Raw genomic sequence first — 15,517 nt, forward strand, 5'->3', positions numbered from 1 at the left:
GGCAAGTTTCTTTCGTGAAGAGAGTGGCGCGTGCTGGTGGGCAGGCATTGAATCGTTGTTACCTTGTACAGGCGACGCTTCAGACGGATTTATTAAGCGGCGCTGCAATATTGTCGGTCTTGACAGTGCTTTTGGCTGCCACGGGGGCGCTGGCCGCCGGCAGCAGCTGGCGCAGGATGGCGTCGGCGATGCCGAAGGCGCGCTGGCCGGCCATCTTGTCGGCCACCAGGTTGTCGGCCATTTCCAGCATGTCGTTGTTGATGGGATCCTTGAAGACGCTGTCTTCGCCCGCCATCTCGCGCGTGCCCGAACGCATCTGGCGCAGCATGTGCGAGATGAAGAACGCTTCGAACTTGACGGCCGCCTCGGTGGCCTTGGCCGCGTAGCGCGGATCGGCCGGCGTGGCGGCGGCAGGGGAGCGGTCGTCGAGCGCCGAGGGCAGGGCGCTGCTGCTGTCGTTTACATTAAGCATCAAATCACCACCAGTTCGCCTTCGATGGCTCCCGCCTGGTCGAGGGCTTGCAGAATTGCCATGATGTCATCGGGCGAGGCGCCCAGACTGTTGACCACGTCGATGATCGATTGCAGCTTGGCGCCGGCCGGCCATTTGAACATATTGCCGTTGCCCTGGTCGACGGACACTTTGGATTGCGGCGTGACGGTGGTCTGGCCGCGGCCGAACGGCGCCGGCTGGCTGACGGCCGAGCTTTCGGAAATGACGACCTTGAGCGAGCCATGCGTGACGGCGGCCGCTTTCACGCGCAAGCCTTCGGCGATGACCACGGTGCCCGTGCGCGAATTGAAGACCACTTTCGGCGTATCGACGCCGACATCGACGCTCAAGGCTTCGAGCTTGGCCATGAAGGCCACGCGCTGGGTCGGGTTTTCCGGCGCCAGCACTTCCACGCTGGTGGCGTCGCTGGTGGTGGCGACGGCGCCAAAGCGGCGGTTGACGGCTTCGACGATATTGATGGCCGTCTCGAAATGCGGGTGGCGCAGATTCAGGGTGACGGTCGGCTTGGTCGAGAAATCGCTGAGGATTTCGCGCTCGATGTTGCCGCCGTTGGGAATGCGGCCCGAGGTGGGCGTGTTGACGGTGACGGACGAGCCGCTCTTGCCGGTGGCGTTCAAGCCGCCGACGACGACGTTGCCTTGCGCCAGCGCATACGTTTCATTGTCGGCCGCGCGCAATTGCGTCAGCAGCAAAGTGCCGCCGCGCAAGCTTTTCGCATCGCCCAAGGACGATACGGTCACGTCGATGGCCTGGCCACGGCGGTATCCCGGAGGAAACACGGCGCTGACCATGACGGTGGCGACGTTCTTGCTTTTCGATTCGGCGCCGTCCGGCATTTTCACGCCGAACTGCTTGAGCATGTTGACCACGGACTGGCTGGAAAACTTCACCTGCGTGGTGTCGCCGCTGCCGTTCAGGCCGACGACGAGGCCGTAGCCGACCAGCGGGTTGTCGCGCACGCCCTCGATGCTGACCAGGTTGCGCAGCACTTGCGCGGCGCTGGCGGGCAGGGCAAAGCCGGACAGCGCAGCGAGCATGGCTGCCAGGGGCAGGGCGGAACGAAATTTCATGAGGTCACCTTAAAACGGCATCCATGGGCCGACGAAGAAACGCGTCAGCCAGCCTGGTTTGTTGGCTTCGGCCAGGGTGCCCTGGCCGGAATAGGCGATCTGCGCATTGGCGATGCGCAACGATGACACCTGGTTGTTGGAATCGATATCGGCCGCGCGCAGGTAGCCGCGCAGGCGCACGAATTCCTCGCCCTGGTTCAGGGTCAGGGTTTTTTCGCCCTGCACGCGCAGCAAGCCGTTCGGCAGCACTTCCTGCACGATCACCGTGATGGCGCCGGACAGCGCGTTTTGCTGCGTGCTGGTCGAGTCGCCGGCGAAGTTGCGGTCGGCAGACAGGTCGATGCCCGTCTTGGGGAAGGTCTTGCCGAGGATATTGGCCGCCTGCACGCCGACGGACGAGCCCTTGTTGAACGAGGTGCCGGCCTTCTTGCTGGCCTGCGTGGTTTCCTGCAGGGCTACCGTGACGACGTCGCCGACGCGGAAAGCGCGGCTGTCGGAAGTCAGGGCCAGGCCCGCATCGGGATTGAAGACGCCGCCGGCCACGCCGCCGCGCGCAGCGCTGCGCGGCGCCACGGGCAGCGGCGTATCGGAAAAGCTGGGCGCCAGAGGGGCCACGGGCTGGCTGGCGCAACCGGCCGCCAGGACCAGCAGCAGGGCCGCTCCGGCTTTCAGTGCGGCCTTCATCAACGTGCCGCTTGCGCCAGGTATTGCAGCATATTGTCGGCGGCCGACAGCACCTTGGTATTCATTTCATACGTGCGCTGGGCAGCGATCATGTCGACCATCTCTTCGACCACTTGCACGTTCGAGCCTTCCAGCGCGAACTGCTTCAATTTGCCCAGGGCGCCTTCGCCGGGACGGCCTTCCGTCGGCGTGCCGCTCGATGCCGTTTCCTGGAACAGGTTTTCACCGAGTGCCAGCAGGCCGGTCGGGTTGACGAAGCTGGAGAGGTTCAGCTGGCCCAGTTCGGTACCGGCGACATTGCCCGGCACGGTGGCCGTGACCATGCCGTTTTCACCGATGGTGATGGCCGTGGCGTTGTTCGGCACGGTGATCTGCGGCACCAGGGGCAAGCCCTGGGCGTTGACCATCACGCCGTTTTCATTCAGGCTCAACTGGCCGGCGCGCGTGTAGGCCGCTTCGCCGTTCGGGCGCAGCACTTGCAGGAAGCCGTTGCCGGTGATGGCGACGTCGAATTCGCGGCTTGTCGTTTGCAGGCTGCCGGTGGTAAACACCTTTTGCGTGCCGACCATGTGCGTACCGTTACCCAGCTGCACGCCCGATGGCGAGAGGGTGTTGTCGGCGCGCTGCGTGCCCGGCTGCTGCTCGACCTGGTAAAACAGGTCTTCGAAGACGACGCGGTCGCGCTTGAAGCCGACCGTATTGACGTTGGCCAGGTTATTCGCGATGGCTTGCAGTTTGGCATCTTGTGCCTGCACGCCGGTCTTGCTGATCCACATTGCTGGATTCATGTATTGCTCCTAATAATAGATTGGCGTTGGGCTTAAGCGCCCAGCAGGCGGTTGCCCGATTCCGTCATGGAATCGCTGGCCTTGAAAACTTTCATCTGCATCTCGAAACTGCGGTTCAGGCTCATGGTGGCGACCATTTCCTCGACGGCCGAGACGTTGCTGCCTTCCAGGTGGCGGTCGCGGATGCGTACCGTCGGATCAGCTTGCAAGTCTTCGCCGCCGCGCGCCACGATCAGGCCCGCTTCGTTCTTGGTCAGCTCGCCCGCTTCGGCGTTGACCAGCTTGAGCTTGTCGACCGTCTGCATTTGCGCAGTGCCCGGCACCTGGATGGAAATCGTGCCATCGCCGCCGATCGACAGGCTGGTGTGCTCGGGAATCGTGATCGGACCGCCTTCGCCCAGCACGGGCCGGCCGTTGATGGTCAGCGCGCCCGTTTCATCGAGGTCCATGGCGCCGGCGCGCGTGTAGGCTTCGCCGTTTTGCCACTGTACCGCGAGAAAGCCGGGGCCCGTGACTGCCACGTCGAGTTCGCGACCCGTTTCCTTGATGGCGCCCGTGCGCGTGCCAATGGCGCTCGACTGCGTCTGCGTCATGTGGCGGTCGTCGTAGCCATAGCCGTTTTGCAACGGCTGGGCAGTGGACACTTCCAGGTTGGCGCGGAAGCCGCCCGTTTCGATGTTGGCCAGGTTGTTGGCGTGTACCTGCTGTGCCCGCAGGGCACGGTCGGCCCCGCTCATGGCGGTATAAATCAGCGCATCCATTGCTCTTTACCTTTGCGTATCGTGGATTACAGCGCTTGCATCAGCGATTGCAGCATGGCGTTCTCGGTCGAGATGACCTTCGAGTTGGCCTGGTAGTTACGCTGCGACGTCATCAGGCCCACCAGTTCGGAGGTGATGTCAACGTTCGACTGTTCCAGCGAGCTCGTCACCAGTTTGCCGGCCATGCCGACGCCCGGACGGTCATACATGGCGGTGCCGGAAGTGGTCGAGGCGACCCAGCTGGTATCGTTGACGGCCGTCAATGCGCCTTCGTCAGGGAAGGTAGCCAGGGCGATCACGCCGATGCTCTGTTTTTGGCCGTTCGTGTATTTCGCCACGACGGAGCCGTCATCGGCCAGTTCCACGCCCGTGTAGGTGCCCGAGGCATAGCCGTCGGCGCGGTCGGTCGAGGTGGTGGCTTCGCCGGCGAACTGGGTGGTGCCCGTGTAGTCGATGACGACCGACAGCGCCGCCGCGCCAGGCGGCGTCGGCAGCACTGGCGTGGCGCCCGTGCCGGTCACCAGCTTGCCGTTCGTGTCGAAGGTCATGCTCGTCACCGGCGTCACATCGGCGTTGTCGAAGGTGTAGTGCACGTCCACGCCCGTTGCCGTCTTGACGAAATACTGGCCCAGCGAGTGCTTGGCGCCCAGCGAATCGTAGACGATCGAGGACTTGGCGCTGTTGTAGCTCAGTTCGTTGGTCTTGTTGAACGGCGGCGTTTTCACGGTCCATTCGGACGACATGTTGGCGGCATACGCCAGCTTGGTCGAGGCCACGGCGGGAATCTGGCCCGTTGGAATGAGCATGTCGCCCATGGTGCCCAGCGTGGTGCTGCCCTTGACGGCCGCATAGCCCTGCACCAGGCGGCCATTCGCATCGATCAGCTTGCCTTCATTGCTGGCCGAAAAGATGCCGACGCGGCTGTAGGTCATCGTGTTCTGCGCATCGCGCGTGACGAAATAGCCGCGGCCATCGATGGCTGCGTCAAGCGCGCGGCCCGTGTTCAGCACGCCGCCATTGAGCGACATGCTTTGCGTCAGCGAGCCGATTTCCGTGCCCGTGGCGCGCGAACCGGCGTACATGGCCGAAAAGTTGGCGCGGCTGCTCTTGAAGCCGTAGGTGCCGGCGTTGGCGATATTGTTACTGGTGCTGTTCAACTGTTGGTTGATGGACTGGATGCCGGACAGGGCGATGTCGAAACTCATGTTGACTTCCTTTAGTGAAGGACGAGATTAGTGTTCAGGAAACGAAGGGAAGGGCGGATCAGGCCGTCTTACCGTTAAAGCCGGTGATCGCGCCAGGGTTGACTTCACCCAGGTTCGACACGCTCAGAATCATGCTGCCGCCGGCCGACAGGCGCACGCTATTGAGCTTGCCTGCGATGTCGACCGTCGGTTTTTCGGTGCCACTGGTCGTCACCGCCATGGTATAGGTGCCAGCAGGCAAGCCCAGGGCCACGGGATCGATGGTAAACGGCACCGTGCCGGCACCTTTGGCGCCCAGTTCGATCTTGTATTCCTTGTCGTCGATGCCTTTCAGGGTCACCGTGGTCTTGGTGGTGCCGGCCGCGAGCGCGATGCTGCCGCTGACCTTGCTCTTGTCGAGCTGGACCGTTTCGCTGTTGACCATCACTTCGGAACCTACTTGCGCGCCCAGGGCCAGCACCTGCATCGATTGCAGCACGCTGGCATTGGCGCTGGTCAGCGCCGACAGATTTTGCATCGCTTCCGTCTGCGCCTGCTGCGTCAATTGATTGACGAACTGGCTCGGATCGGTCGGTGCGAGGGGATCCTGGTTCTTGATCTGGGCCACCAGCAATTTGGTGAACATATCCTGGGTGGCATTGCTTTGCGACTTGACGGCATTGCTGCCGCTGTTGCTGCCGCTAGTGTTGTTTGTAAAGAGATTGGTTTCCATGGATTATGCTTCACCTAATTTGAGGAGCGATTGCTGCATCGACTTGATGCGGCCCAGAACTTCGACATTGGTTTCAAACGCGCGCGACGCCGACATCATGTCGGTCATTTCGGCCACCTGATTGACGTTGGGGTAGAACACCATGCCATCGGCATTGGCCATCGGGTGGCCCGGTTCATACACCTTGCGCAGCGGCTCGTCGCTTTGCACCACGTCGAGCACCTGCACTCTTCCACCGGCGCCGCTGGCACCGGGGCCATCCATCACGGCCGCAAATACGGGCTTGCGCGCGCGGTAGGTTTCGCCTTCGGAACCGGCCACGGAATCGGCATTGGCCAGGTTGCTGGCGATGGTATTGAGGCGCACGGTTTGCGCCGCCATCGCCGAACCGGCGATCTTGGAAATATCCTGGAAGCTCATGCTGATCCTTATTGTCCGGAAATGGCCTTGGACAGACCCTTCAGTTTCATGTTGACGAAAGTCAGGCTGGTCTGGAAGTCGGTGGCATTCTGCGAGAACGCCGCCTGCTCGACGCCGATTTCGACGGTATTGCCGTCGCGGCTGGGGTGATAGGGGACGCGGTACAGGGCGCTGGCATCGTCATCGGTCGACAGCAGGCCGGCTTCGTTGTCCTGCAGCTGCTGCAGGGCGCTGCCGAAATCCATGTCCATGGCCTGGAAGCCGGGCGTGTTTTCATTGGCGATGTTGGCGGCCAGTACGCGTGTACGGTCGGCACGCAGCGCGAGCGCATCGGCGTGCACGCCCAGCACATCCTTGAAATTAATCCCCATGGTCATCCTTTGTATTGAATTCGTTCGTGCTTTTTGCGGTTCGGGCTAGAAAATAGGTGGTGCAGAGGTAAAATCCCAGCCTGGTCATGTTGACGCATGGTAAGGTCATGCCGCTTCAGTATCTTTGATTAAGGTTAGCAATGATTTACTTTGAGAACTATTCCGTGATGTGGAACAAGGCGCAATGTCGTCACATACTGCTTCCGGGCCTCTTTTTACTGACCAGCCTATATAGTAGTGCAGGACGCGCAGAATTGCCAGCCGACAATATATTTTCGCGTGTGGAACAATTGGCGCGCGAGCAATTGGCGCAGCAGGCAGCCTCGGCCGGATTGCTGGAACCGCAGTTTCAAGTCACCGTGGTAAAAAGCACGCGCCCCGTGCCGGCGTGCGCGGCGCCCGTTGCGCTGGAAACGGCGGACAGCCGCTCGGCGCAGCGCATGCGCTTTGTCGCAGTGTGTCCTGGGAGCAACGGTTGGCGTTATGAAATGCTGGCGCGCGGCAGCATCACGGCCCAGGTGGCCGTCACCAGCGTCCCCGTCACGGCCAATACGCCGTTGCAGGCGGGCGACGTGACCCTGGCGCGGCGCGACGTGACGATGGTGCCCGACAGTATTGCCTCCTTGCCCGGCGCCGTTGGCCTGTCGAGCCGGCGCAGTTTGCGTGCCGGCGAAGTGTTGCGTCAGGGACAACTGGCATCGCCCGTGCTGATCAAGCGGGGCAGTGCGGTGAATATCGTGGCGCGCAAGGAGCAGGTGGAAGTGAGCATGGCCGGCGAAGCGATGGATCCGGGCGCGCTGGGCGAGGTGATTCGCGTGCGCAACGCCACCAGCGGCACGGTGATACGTGCCAGGGTGGTCGATGCGGGCGTGGTGGAACCGGCCGAACTTCCCGGCCGTTAAGGAAAATCAGTCTGCGGCGGCCGTGCGCTGCAGACGCGTCGCCAGCTGCGTCAGCTTGGCGGCGTAATTCGGATCGGTGGCATAGCCGCCGCGCGCCAGGCCCTGCGCGAAGGCGCCCGCGTCGGCACCCGTGTTCAGGGCGGCGCGGTAGCGCGGATTGTCGAGCAAGACCTGCGCATAGTCGCGGAAGGCGCTGGCCTGGTCCGGATAGCTGCGGAAACGTTCCGTTTTCTTCAGGGCCGTGCCGCTGCCCGCCTCGTATTCGGTGGTGACATTGCTGGCCACGTCGCCCTGCCATTTGCCGCCGGCCTTGATGCCGAACAGATTATTCGTGTCCGCCCCCGTGCCCTGGCGCAGTGGACGCTGGCCCCAGCCCGATTCCAGTGCCGCGTGGGCGGCGACGATTTCCGGCGCCACACCCAGGCGCGCGCCCGTTTCTTGCGTCCACGGCTTGATCGAGGCGAGAAATTGCTGCTGTACTTCGCCGATTTCTCCGCCCTGGTTGATGTTGCCCAGCACATTGACGGGCTGGCTCTGTTCCAGGTAGGCGCGGCCTTGCGGGTTCAGACTGGTGGCATTGCCGCCGCCCTGTTCGATGAAGCGGGCCACTTCGCCCTGTACTTGCCGGAACACGCTGCTGAAGTTGCCGCTGGAACTGGTGGCGTCGGTGGCGCGCATATTGCTCTGCACGGCGGACGTGGCTGCCGTCGACGGCGTTGCCGCCGTGGCGCGGGTGTTCAGGAAATCAGCCTGGCGCATACGTATCTTCCTCGCCATGCAGCACGCGCTGCATGATGCTGTACTGCTCTGTTAATAAATCACTGTTGCGGGCGTTCAGGCGCTTGCATTCAAGCACCATCTGCTCGAGCGCGGCCCAGTCGCGTTCGGCGCTCGTACGCGCGTCTTCTTGCAACAGCGCAAACAATTGGGACATGTCGCCTTGCGGGCCCAGCAGGGCAGTGACGAGGCTGACCCGCTGGCGGCGGCGCGCATCGAGCGGTTCGACGGCGGCGATGACCTGGTCGGCCAGCGCCGTCAGTTGCGCGCTGCGGTGGTGCAGGGTAGCCTGGAATTGCTCTTCCAATAAGGTTTGCAGGGCGGCATAGCCGATGCTGTCGTCTTTCATGCCTTGCAGCACGCGGCGCACGGCTTCCTGGCGCGTGATGCCCTTGCGCGCTGCGGTCACGATTCACCGCCGTGGAAACGCTGGATCAAGCCTGCCAGTTTTGACGGATCGAACGGCAATTCGCCCTTGGCCAGCGCATCGCGCAGCATGGCCACGCGCTCGTGGTCGATCTCGGGCATGGCGCGCAGGGCGGCCATGGCCGGTTGCAGCACGGCCGATTGCAATTCCGCCCCGGCCGACGAGCCGCCCATGGCGCCGGCGGCGCCCGCGTTCTCGGCGATCGCCTCGGCCGGCGCGACGGCGCTGCTGCGCACGGCAGCACCGGTATTGCCGGAGGAGATTTTCATACGTTGTCCCTTGCCCTTAATTTGCATGCTCATCCCGCTCCTTCTTTGCGGGCAGGCCCAGTTTTTCGCGCAGGCGCTGCAAGGTGCCCGCATCCGGTTCACCCACCTGCAGTTCGTCGCCTTGCGGCTTTTGCCCGGCCATGCCGAACATGGCGGCGATGCTGTCTGCCTGGCCACGCGTCAATATTAACAGTTCGATGCGGCGGTTGATGCCGGCGCTGGCGTTTTTCACGTCCAGCGGCGCGCGGTCGGCCATGCCCACCACTTGCAGCACGCTGTCCGGACTCATGCTGCCGATCAGCAATTGCGCTCGCGCCGACATGGCGCGGTTGGCCGACAGGGTCCAGTTCGAATAGCCTTCATAGCCGTTATTGGCGTATTGCAAGGAATCCGTGTGGCCGACGATCAGCATCTGGTTTTCCATTTGCGCAAACACGGGGCCCATCTGGCGCAGCAGCTTGCGGAAGCGGTCGGTTGGCACGGCGCTGCCGCGCACGAACATGCCTTGCTTGTCCGTATCGTGCAGCATGACGCGCAAGCCGTACGGCGTGATCACGGATTGCAGGTTGCTCTTGAGTCCCGCTTCGTCGCTGAGCTTGTCGAGCGCGCGCGACAAGGCCATCAAGTCTTCCGGCGACTGGTAGCTGACCTTGGTCTGGTTTTGCGGCGCGGAGCCGGCTTTGCCGTCCTGCATCTGCTTGCCTTCCGTGCGCGTGTCTCCCGAGCCCTTGCGGGGCATGGGGAAGCGCTCGATCAGGCTGCCGCGCGGACCGCCACTCTGTTCCGGCATGACGCCCTGGCCTTCGCCCTGGCGGCTGCTGGCTGACGCATCCATCATGATTTCCTTCATTGCCTGCTGCTCGCGCGCGGCCATCAGCCACAGCACGAGGAACAGCGACAGCAGGGCCAGGCAAAAGTCGGCGAACGCTACTTTCCAGGCGCCACCATGGCCATCGTCGTCATGCTTGCGGCCAGCACGCTTGATGATGGCCTGTTCATGTTTCTCATGCGGCTTTAGCACGGCGGCCTCCCCGGCCTTGGCCCTGCTCTTGTTCGGCACCGCCATCTTCCAGCGCATTGATCCAGCTTTCCAGCTGGGCGAAGCTCGGCTTGATGTTCAGCTGCACCAGGCGGCGGCCCGCATCGATCGCCAGCAGGGGCGGCTTGCCCGCCACGTGCGTGACCAGCACGACCTTCACGCATTCCATGGTCGAGCCTTCCTCGCCCACCAATTGCTTCATCATGTTGCACATCGGATCGAGCACGCCGTAGCAAAAGAAGATGCCGATGAAGGTACCGACCATGGCGGCACCCACTTTTTCCGAAATTTCCGCCGCATCGGCGCCGTCGGCCACGGAATTCATGGCCATCACGATGCCCAGAACGGCAGCCAGGATACCGAAACCTGGCATGGCTTCGGCGATCTTGTGCAGGGACTTCGACGGTTGCAGCAATTCGTCGTGGATGGCTTCCAGTTCCTGCTCCAGCACGCCTTCGAGCTCATGCGCGTTGATCTTGCCCATCGCCATCAAACGGAAGTTGTCGACGATGAAGGCCAGCAGCTTCGGCTCTTCCAGCACCAGCGGATAGCGCTGGAACAGGGCGCTTTCGCGCGGTGCCTCGACGTGGGCGTCGAGCGCCTTCAGGCCGCCGGCGGCCGTTTGCAGCAGTTCATACATCAGCAGCAGCAACTGGCGCTGGAATTCCGAGCCTTGCTTCTTGTGCGTGACGATCTTGCGCATCTGGTGCAGCATTTCACCGAGTACATGCTTGGGGTTGCCCAGCACCAGGGCGCCAACGGCGGCGCCGATGATGATGATCAACTCGACCGGTTGCCAGATCGCGTGGACGGTGCCGCCCATCAGGGCGAAGCCTCCGAATACACACCCCATCACGATTAAGATACCGATAATTACCATGTCAACTGCCTTTCTGCGTCATTGTGCTGCGTCAATTTGATGGATCTTGCTTACTCTTATGCGTCTTGCAGCATGGCTTTCATCTTGCCCAGCGCCGTCTTGTTGAGCTGGCAGACGCGGGCGTCGCTCAGGTCCAGTACGGCGGCAATTTCTTTATAGCTCAGTTCGAATTCGTAATACATCTGCACCACGCGCTGTTCCCGTTCGTCCAGCGTGCGCAGCGCCTGTTCCAGGCTGCGCCGCACCATCAATTGCTCCTCCGGGCTCGGTGCGCTGTCGGCTTGCCCCAGGCTTTCCTGCAGCACTTCGTCGAAACTGGCGATCAGCTCGGCGTTTTCCGCCAATTGATATTCCTGGAAGGCTTCCGGAGTCAGTTTCAGGGCCGCCATGATTTCCGCTTCCAGCGGCTCGCGCCCCAGGCGCCGGGTCAGGGCGCGCACGCTGTCGCGCAGGCGGTGGCTTTCCTGGCGCACGGCGCGCGGGCGCCAGTCCTGGCGCCGCAGTTCATCGAGGATGGCGCCGCGGATGCGCAGGCTGGCATAGCTGCCGAAAGACTGGTCCGGCACGCCGTAGCGGCGCAGGGCTTCCAGCAGTCCCATCAAGCCAATCTGCTCCATGTCGTCGCGGTCGATGGCGCCCGACACCTGCGAATTGAGCTGGCGCACGATGCGTTTCACCAAAGGGGAGTACGCGACCAGATGTTGTTGCTCTTCAGCAACGCTGAGCACGGCCGCGCAAGCGCTGGCGGCCGCATATTCGCCGGCGCCATACGCTTCCTGGTATTGCTCTACATAGGCCAAGGGATCTCCCACTAGGTCGGCTGGCGTGTTGGCTTATTCAATGATCAGCTTGCCGACCATGACTTCGGTGAAGGGTTTTTCCATCTGCTCGCGTTCATAGCTGACATTGAAGGCCTTGTTGATCTGTTCGGCATACTGCTCCACCGTCATGGTCTGTGCCTTTTCCATCGGAAAGCTCGACAGGGTGCTGACGGCGATCGAGCGCATCAACGGCAAGTGGTCCTTGGTCAGCTTTTCCTTTTCCTCGGTGGTGGCGATCACCAGGTCGGCCGACAGGTAATGCGTTTCACCGTCGCCGGGGCCGCGGCGCAGCATCACGATAACCTTGTCCAGGGTGATGAACTTGCGTGCCTTCTTGCCCGTGGCGGGCGGTGGCGGGGCTTTCGTTTCGGTGGCATCGGCATGGCCGGCAACGGGCTTGGCCAGGTACCACATGGCGCCGCCAGCCGCGCCGGCGGCCAGCACTGCCACGGCGACAAAGCCGCCGATCAGTTTCATTTTCATATTCATCAGGCGCTCTCTCGCTCGTGCATGGCGTAAGTGGTACTGGCAGTGCTGCCGTCGGACAGCGCGCGGCCCGGTTCGGCATCATCCTGCTGGCGGCCCGGTTGACGCTGGCCGCGTGCATCGCCTTCGGCAAACGCCTGGGCGGCCGGGCTGCGCGGGGTGGCGCTGATATTCACGGCCACCTCGGTGTACTGGCGCTGTGCCAGGTCGCTGCGCATGTTTTCGCCGATGCCTTGCAGCTGGCGTAACACTTCCGAGTTCGACGCCGTGACGTTTACCTGCAGCGCGCCGGCCGTGTGGCGGATGGAAATTTCAATGCGGCCCAGCATGGGCGGGTCGAGGCGGATCGTCGCGTGTTCGCTGTTGCGGCCGATCTGCGTCTGCAGGCGTTCGCCCAGCGCTTCGCGCAGCGGTTCCTGCCATTGCTGTGCAGGGCCATTGAGCTTGATGGTATCGCCGGCCGGGGTCGCCGTAGCCGTATTGCCGATGGCGCCCGTCAAGCCCAGGTTGGGCGCGGCTGGCGCGGGCGTCGCGGCGCTGCGTTCGCCATCGCGCGCGGCAGGGGCGACGACGGCGCTTGCCGGAGCGGCTTGCTGCAGCAGCGATTCGAACGGCTGTGCGGGCGCGCTGCCCTTGGCGGCGCTCGCCGGGATGGCTGCTGCCAGCGGTTCGCGCGTATCGCGGCCTGCCGGCTGTGCCGTTCCCTGTGCGGTGAGGGTAATTGCCGCCGGATGCAGGCTGATGTTGAGTGCCGGGTTGGCTTGCGCCACATTCGCCTGGGCTGGTGTCTGTGCCTGCGCGGCGGCGCGCGCCTCGGCTGCGGCCGGGTCCGTTGGCGGCAGCATCGTCACCGGCAGGCCGATGACGGGCGCTGCCATGGCAGGCAAGCCGCTGTCGGCCTGGCTGTCGCTGTCGCCATCCTTGACGGGTGCGGGCGCGGGCGTGCCGGCATCGGCCGACTCCCCGCCTGTCACATCGAGCACCTGCGCAAACAGGGGCAGGGCGGAGGGCGCGGCGCCGTTGCTGCCATAGCCTGGCGTGCCAGGCAAGGTGGCCGTCTGTGCCGGCGCTGGCGCCGACGCTGGTGTCGGTGCCGCATTGGCCGCGGCTGCCGGAGCGGCCGGCGCCTTGTTGAAGTTCATGATCATGCTTGATTCCCGTCCGAGTCGTATTCGCCGAGCGCGGCGTAGGCGACCCAACCTTCCTTATTTGCCTGTAATGCACCCAGGTGTTGACCTAGGCGTTCTTTTTCCGCAGAGCAAATTTTAACCGCTTGCGCGTGAATTTTGCGCAATTGCAACAATTCTGTTTGTTCCAGCGCATTCCATGCGCCACGTTCGGCCAGCAGCGGAATGTTTTTCGCCAGGCTGGCCGAGAGTTTTTCCATCGCCTCCCAGTCCGCCTGGGCGACAGCCGCGCTCAAATGCCGGCTCAGCTGCTGCAGCGCAGCGCGCCTAGGCATTATTCGCCTGGACGCCCACCCAGCCACGCTTGATGGTGGTCATCAAGGTAGTCACTTCATCGATCAGCGTCGGGTCGAGCTTGATGCCGGCCGTGTACAGGCGCGCCACGCAATAGTCGTACAGGCGCGCCAGGTTGACCACCACTTCGCCGCCATTGTCGAAATCGAGCGAGCTCGACAGACCGTTGATGATCTGCGTGCATTTATCCAGGCTGATGGCCTTTTGCTCGTAGCGCTTGCCCACGATGTGCCCGCGCGCGCGCGCCAGTTCTTCCAGCAGGCCGTCCGTCAGCACCAGTACCAGTTCGACCGGTGTGGCGCGGGCGGTCTGGGAATCCAGGTTGACGGCATGGTAGCTGCCGTAAGCTTCATTGTTCAACATTATTCTCTTCTCGCTATGTTAACTGTGGCGGCGCGGCAGGCACGTCCGCCTTAGGATTTATCGTTACTGAACATGGCATCGAACATGTCCGAATTCCGGGTCATTTGCTCCTGCAATACCTGCAGGCGGGAATATTGGTCCAGGAAACGGGTGTAGGCAGTGTTGTACTGGTTGGTCAGGCGCTCGGCGCTCTTGGCCAGGCTTTTCTGCAACTTGTCCGTCGCTGCCATGCGCTGGGTGATCTGGCCTTTGGTGACATTGCTCCACTGTCCCAGCACCTTGTCCAGGCCGCCGAGCACGCCGGCTGGGGCCGACAGGCTGTTATTGCCGAACAGTTTGTCCAGGCCGCCAGGATTGTCCGCCAGCTTGGCCGTCAGCTTGGCGGTATTCAGGCTGATCGTGCCGTCGCGCTGGGCCGTAATGCCATACGCTACCAGCGATACGCCATCGACGTTCAGGCGCAAGGCATCGCCCATGCTGGTGCGCAGGGCGTTCAGGCCGGAGTCGTGGGCAAAGATGCCGGCAGCGATATTTTTTTCCGGATTGCCGGGGCTGGCCAGGCCATCCATCACGCTTTTCAGCTTGTTGTAGGCATCGACGAAAGCTTGCACATTGGCAATGGTGCCGGCGCTGTCGGTGCCGACGGTCACGGTCACCGGGTTCTCGCCTGCCGTCATGGCCTTGGTGAACGTCATTTTCACGTCAGGCACATTGGTGAAGGTATTCGATGCCTGGGTGATCTTGGTGCCGGAACCCTGCGCGCCCAGCCAGACGATGGCGTCCTTCGGTGCCGCGATGGCTTTTATGTCGCTCTGCAGCGCTGACTTCAGGCCCGCATCCGTCACGCTGTTGGTGTCGATCGAGACGGCATTGGCCACGCCGGTGAGATTCGACGTCAGCACCAGTTGCGCCTGGTTGCCGATATTGATGACGGAAGCGGTGACACGCGCATTATTCTTGCTGTTGCCATTGATGGCGGCGGCGATTTCCTGCGGCGTCAGGTAGGCGTCGCCATCCTTGTTGGCGGCGGCCAGGTCGATGTCGAAGGCGTTGTCGGCGGTGACGGCAGCCAGCGGATCGCCGAGGCGGATGGTCATGTTGCCGCCGTTGGCTGGCGTGGTGCTGCTCAAGCCGCCATACGAAGTCTGGCTGGCCGTGGCCAGTTGTTCGACAAAGAACGCGTAGCTGCCAGGCGCCGCCTTGATGCCGGCCGTGCCCGTGCCATACGCGGTATTGCTGAAGGTGGCGGACTGGCTCAGCACCGATTTGCTGGACGTCATGGTCGTCATCGCCAGCTGGAATGCCGAGATGGCCGATTTCAGGTTGCCCAGCGCGCTGCTGGTGTTGTTGGCCAGCGTGGTCTGATTCGCCAGGGCTGCCTTTTGCGCCGCCACCGATTTGGTAGCCAATTGTTCTGCTGTGACGATCGGATCGTATCGTGGTGCGGTAATTACGTTTGCCATGCCAGACTCCTGAATAAAGGGATATACCGGTACAAGGCGACCCCCATTCCCGTTTCGTGAAGTTTTCCTGAAAGAAACTTACAC

General features: G+C 62.8%; 21 protein-coding genes. 1 reads left to right on the forward strand and 20 read right to left on the reverse strand.

Features of this window, described 5'->3' with window-relative positions:
* Positions 1-79: 79 nt before the first annotated feature.
* From JAB1_RS06335 to flgB, 9 genes are read right to left on the reverse strand one after another with little or no spacing between them, the layout of a single operon-like run.
* Positions 80-472 (reverse strand): rod-binding protein, encoded by a 393-nt coding sequence (locus tag JAB1_RS06335; RefSeq protein WP_070279208.1) that lies wholly within the window; start codon positions 470-472, stop codon positions 80-82.
* Positions 472-1,584, reverse strand: coding sequence for a flagellar basal body P-ring protein FlgI (locus JAB1_RS06340; protein WP_034787825.1), 1,113 nt, complete (start codon positions 1,582-1,584; stop codon positions 472-474). Before JAB1_RS06340 ends, JAB1_RS06335 begins: the two co-directional genes overlap by 1 nt.
* A 9-nt stretch (positions 1,585-1,593) precedes the next feature.
* Positions 1,594-2,268, reverse strand: coding sequence for a flagellar basal body L-ring protein FlgH (gene flgH, locus JAB1_RS06345; protein WP_034787828.1), 675 nt, complete (start codon positions 2,266-2,268; stop codon positions 1,594-1,596).
* The gene (flgG, locus tag JAB1_RS06350; RefSeq protein WP_170846442.1) at positions 2,268-3,056 is read right to left on the reverse strand and encodes a flagellar basal-body rod protein FlgG; all 789 of its coding nucleotides are present in this window, start codon (positions 3,054-3,056) and stop codon (positions 2,268-2,270) included. Before flgG ends, flgH begins: the two co-directional genes overlap by 1 nt.
* Before the next feature lie 32 nt (positions 3,057-3,088).
* On the reverse strand, positions 3,089-3,817 hold the full coding sequence (locus JAB1_RS06355; RefSeq protein WP_034787834.1) for a flagellar basal body rod protein FlgF: 729 nt from the start codon (positions 3,815-3,817) through the stop codon (positions 3,089-3,091).
* Positions 3,818-3,843: 26 nt separating this feature from the next.
* Complete coding sequence (locus JAB1_RS06360; protein WP_034787837.1) at positions 3,844-5,022, reverse strand: flagellar hook-basal body complex protein; 1,179 nt, start codon at positions 5,020-5,022, stop codon at positions 3,844-3,846.
* A gap of 58 nt (positions 5,023-5,080) precedes the next feature.
* Positions 5,081-5,734: a flagellar hook capping FlgD N-terminal domain-containing protein gene (locus JAB1_RS06365; RefSeq protein ID WP_070253631.1), complete on the reverse strand. Its 654-nt coding sequence runs from the start codon at positions 5,732-5,734 to the stop codon at positions 5,081-5,083.
* Positions 5,735-5,737: 3 nt separating this feature from the next.
* A complete protein-coding gene (gene flgC, locus JAB1_RS06370) occupies positions 5,738-6,154 on the reverse strand; it encodes a flagellar basal body rod protein FlgC (protein WP_034757795.1) in 417 nt (138 codons plus the stop codon).
* Between the two features lie 8 nt (positions 6,155-6,162).
* Positions 6,163-6,525: a flagellar basal body rod protein FlgB gene (flgB, locus tag JAB1_RS06375; RefSeq protein ID WP_070279817.1), complete on the reverse strand. Its 363-nt coding sequence runs from the start codon at positions 6,523-6,525 to the stop codon at positions 6,163-6,165.
* A 254-nt stretch (positions 6,526-6,779) separates the two neighbouring features.
* On the opposite strand from flgB, the gene flgA reads away from it, so the two are divergent.
* Positions 6,780-7,427: a flagellar basal body P-ring formation chaperone FlgA gene (gene flgA, locus JAB1_RS06380; protein WP_052140608.1), complete on the forward strand. Its 648-nt coding sequence runs from the start codon at positions 6,780-6,782 to the stop codon at positions 7,425-7,427.
* Positions 7,428-7,433: 6 nt separating this feature from the next.
* Here the strand turns inward: flgA and JAB1_RS06385 are convergent, their stop codons facing one another.
* Genes JAB1_RS06385 through fliD form a run of 11 tightly spaced genes read right to left on the reverse strand, consistent with a single transcriptional unit; the run spans position 7,434 to position 15,433 of the window.
* Positions 7,434-8,186, reverse strand: a complete 753-nt coding sequence (locus JAB1_RS06385; RefSeq protein ID WP_070279209.1) for a glucosaminidase domain-containing protein — start codon at positions 8,184-8,186, stop codon at positions 7,434-7,436.
* A complete protein-coding gene (gene flgN, locus JAB1_RS06390) occupies positions 8,173-8,613 on the reverse strand; it encodes a flagellar export chaperone FlgN (protein ID WP_052140609.1) in 441 nt (146 codons plus the stop codon). Before flgN ends, JAB1_RS06385 begins: the two co-directional genes overlap by 14 nt.
* Entirely contained in the window at positions 8,610-8,900 is a 291-nt protein-coding gene (flgM, locus tag JAB1_RS06395; RefSeq protein WP_034757812.1) for a flagellar biosynthesis anti-sigma factor FlgM, read from the reverse strand. Before flgM ends, flgN begins: the two co-directional genes overlap by 4 nt.
* 16 nt (positions 8,901-8,916) lie before the next feature.
* Positions 8,917-9,921: a flagellar motor protein MotB gene (locus JAB1_RS06400; protein ID WP_034787914.1), complete on the reverse strand. Its 1,005-nt coding sequence runs from the start codon at positions 9,919-9,921 to the stop codon at positions 8,917-8,919.
* On the reverse strand, positions 9,905-10,819 hold the full coding sequence (gene motA / locus JAB1_RS06405) for a flagellar motor stator protein MotA (RefSeq protein WP_034757817.1): 915 nt from the start codon (positions 10,817-10,819) through the stop codon (positions 9,905-9,907). Before motA ends, JAB1_RS06400 begins: the two co-directional genes overlap by 17 nt.
* Positions 10,820-10,875: 56 nt before the next feature.
* Positions 10,876-11,619, reverse strand: a complete 744-nt coding sequence (locus JAB1_RS06410) for a FliA/WhiG family RNA polymerase sigma factor (RefSeq protein WP_034787845.1) — start codon at positions 11,617-11,619, stop codon at positions 10,876-10,878.
* 33 nt (positions 11,620-11,652) lie between these two features.
* The gene (locus tag JAB1_RS06415; RefSeq protein ID WP_083299588.1) at positions 11,653-12,129 is read right to left on the reverse strand and encodes a flagellar basal body-associated FliL family protein; all 477 of its coding nucleotides are present in this window, start codon (positions 12,127-12,129) and stop codon (positions 11,653-11,655) included.
* Positions 12,129-13,274 (reverse strand): flagellar hook-length control protein FliK, encoded by a 1,146-nt coding sequence (locus JAB1_RS06420; RefSeq protein ID WP_070279211.1) that lies wholly within the window; start codon positions 13,272-13,274, stop codon positions 12,129-12,131. The genes JAB1_RS06415 and JAB1_RS06420 overlap by 1 nt, the downstream gene beginning before the upstream one ends.
* On the reverse strand, positions 13,271-13,549 hold the full coding sequence (locus tag JAB1_RS06425; protein WP_230522000.1) for a hypothetical protein: 279 nt from the start codon (positions 13,547-13,549) through the stop codon (positions 13,271-13,273). The genes JAB1_RS06420 and JAB1_RS06425 overlap by 4 nt, the downstream gene beginning before the upstream one ends.
* A gap of 31 nt (positions 13,550-13,580) precedes the next feature.
* Complete coding sequence (gene fliS / locus JAB1_RS06430; protein WP_034757830.1) at positions 13,581-13,970, reverse strand: flagellar export chaperone FliS; 390 nt, start codon at positions 13,968-13,970, stop codon at positions 13,581-13,583.
* Positions 13,971-14,020: 50 nt separating this feature from the next.
* Positions 14,021-15,433 (reverse strand): flagellar filament capping protein FliD, encoded by a 1,413-nt coding sequence (fliD, locus tag JAB1_RS06435; protein ID WP_070279212.1) that lies wholly within the window; start codon positions 15,431-15,433, stop codon positions 14,021-14,023.
* Between the last annotated feature and the right edge of the window lie 84 nt (positions 15,434-15,517).

The sequence above is a fragment of the Janthinobacterium sp. MP5059B genome (genome assembly GCF_001758645.1).
In the GTDB taxonomy this organism is placed as follows: Bacteria; Pseudomonadota; Gammaproteobacteria; order Burkholderiales; family Burkholderiaceae_D; genus Janthinobacterium; species Janthinobacterium lividum.

Coding starts and splice junctions, on each gene's coding strand:
- JAB1_RS06335 (WP_070279208.1), bottom strand. CDS start 472: ATGCTTAATGTAAACGACAGCAGCAGCGCCCTGCCCTCGGCGCTCGAC.
- JAB1_RS06340 (WP_034787825.1), bottom strand. CDS start 1,584: ATGAAATTTCGTTCCGCCCTGCCCCTGGCAGCCATGCTCGCTGCGCTG.
- flgH (WP_034787828.1), bottom strand. CDS start 2,268: ATGAAGGCCGCACTGAAAGCCGGAGCGGCCCTGCTGCTGGTCCTGGCG.
- flgG (WP_170846442.1), bottom strand. CDS start 3,056: ATGAATCCAGCAATGTGGATCAGCAAGACCGGCGTGCAGGCACAAGAT.
- JAB1_RS06355 (WP_034787834.1), bottom strand. CDS start 3,817: ATGGATGCGCTGATTTATACCGCCATGAGCGGGGCCGACCGTGCCCTG.
- JAB1_RS06360 (WP_034787837.1), bottom strand. CDS start 5,022: ATGAGTTTCGACATCGCCCTGTCCGGCATCCAGTCCATCAACCAACAG.
- JAB1_RS06365 (WP_070253631.1), bottom strand. CDS start 5,734: ATGGAAACCAATCTCTTTACAAACAACACTAGCGGCAGCAACAGCGGC.
- flgC (WP_034757795.1), bottom strand. CDS start 6,154: ATGAGCTTCCAGGATATTTCCAAGATCGCCGGTTCGGCGATGGCGGCG.
- flgB (WP_070279817.1), bottom strand. CDS start 6,525: ATGGGGATTAATTTCAAGGATGTGCTGGGCGTGCACGCCGATGCGCTC.
- JAB1_RS06385 (WP_070279209.1), bottom strand. CDS start 8,186: ATGCGCCAGGCTGATTTCCTGAACACCCGCGCCACGGCGGCAACGCCG.
- flgM (WP_034757812.1), bottom strand. CDS start 8,900: ATGAAAATCTCCTCCGGCAATACCGGTGCTGCCGTGCGCAGCAGCGCC.
- motA (WP_034757817.1), bottom strand. CDS start 10,819: ATGGTAATTATCGGTATCTTAATCGTGATGGGGTGTGTATTCGGAGGC.
- JAB1_RS06415 (WP_083299588.1), bottom strand. CDS start 12,129: ATGAATATGAAAATGAAACTGATCGGCGGCTTTGTCGCCGTGGCAGTG.
- JAB1_RS06420 (WP_070279211.1), bottom strand. CDS start 13,274: ATGATCATGAACTTCAACAAGGCGCCGGCCGCTCCGGCAGCCGCGGCC.
- fliS (WP_034757830.1), bottom strand. CDS start 13,970: ATGTTGAACAATGAAGCTTACGGCAGCTACCATGCCGTCAACCTGGAT.
- fliD (WP_070279212.1), bottom strand. CDS start 15,433: ATGGCAAACGTAATTACCGCACCACGATACGATCCGATCGTCACAGCA.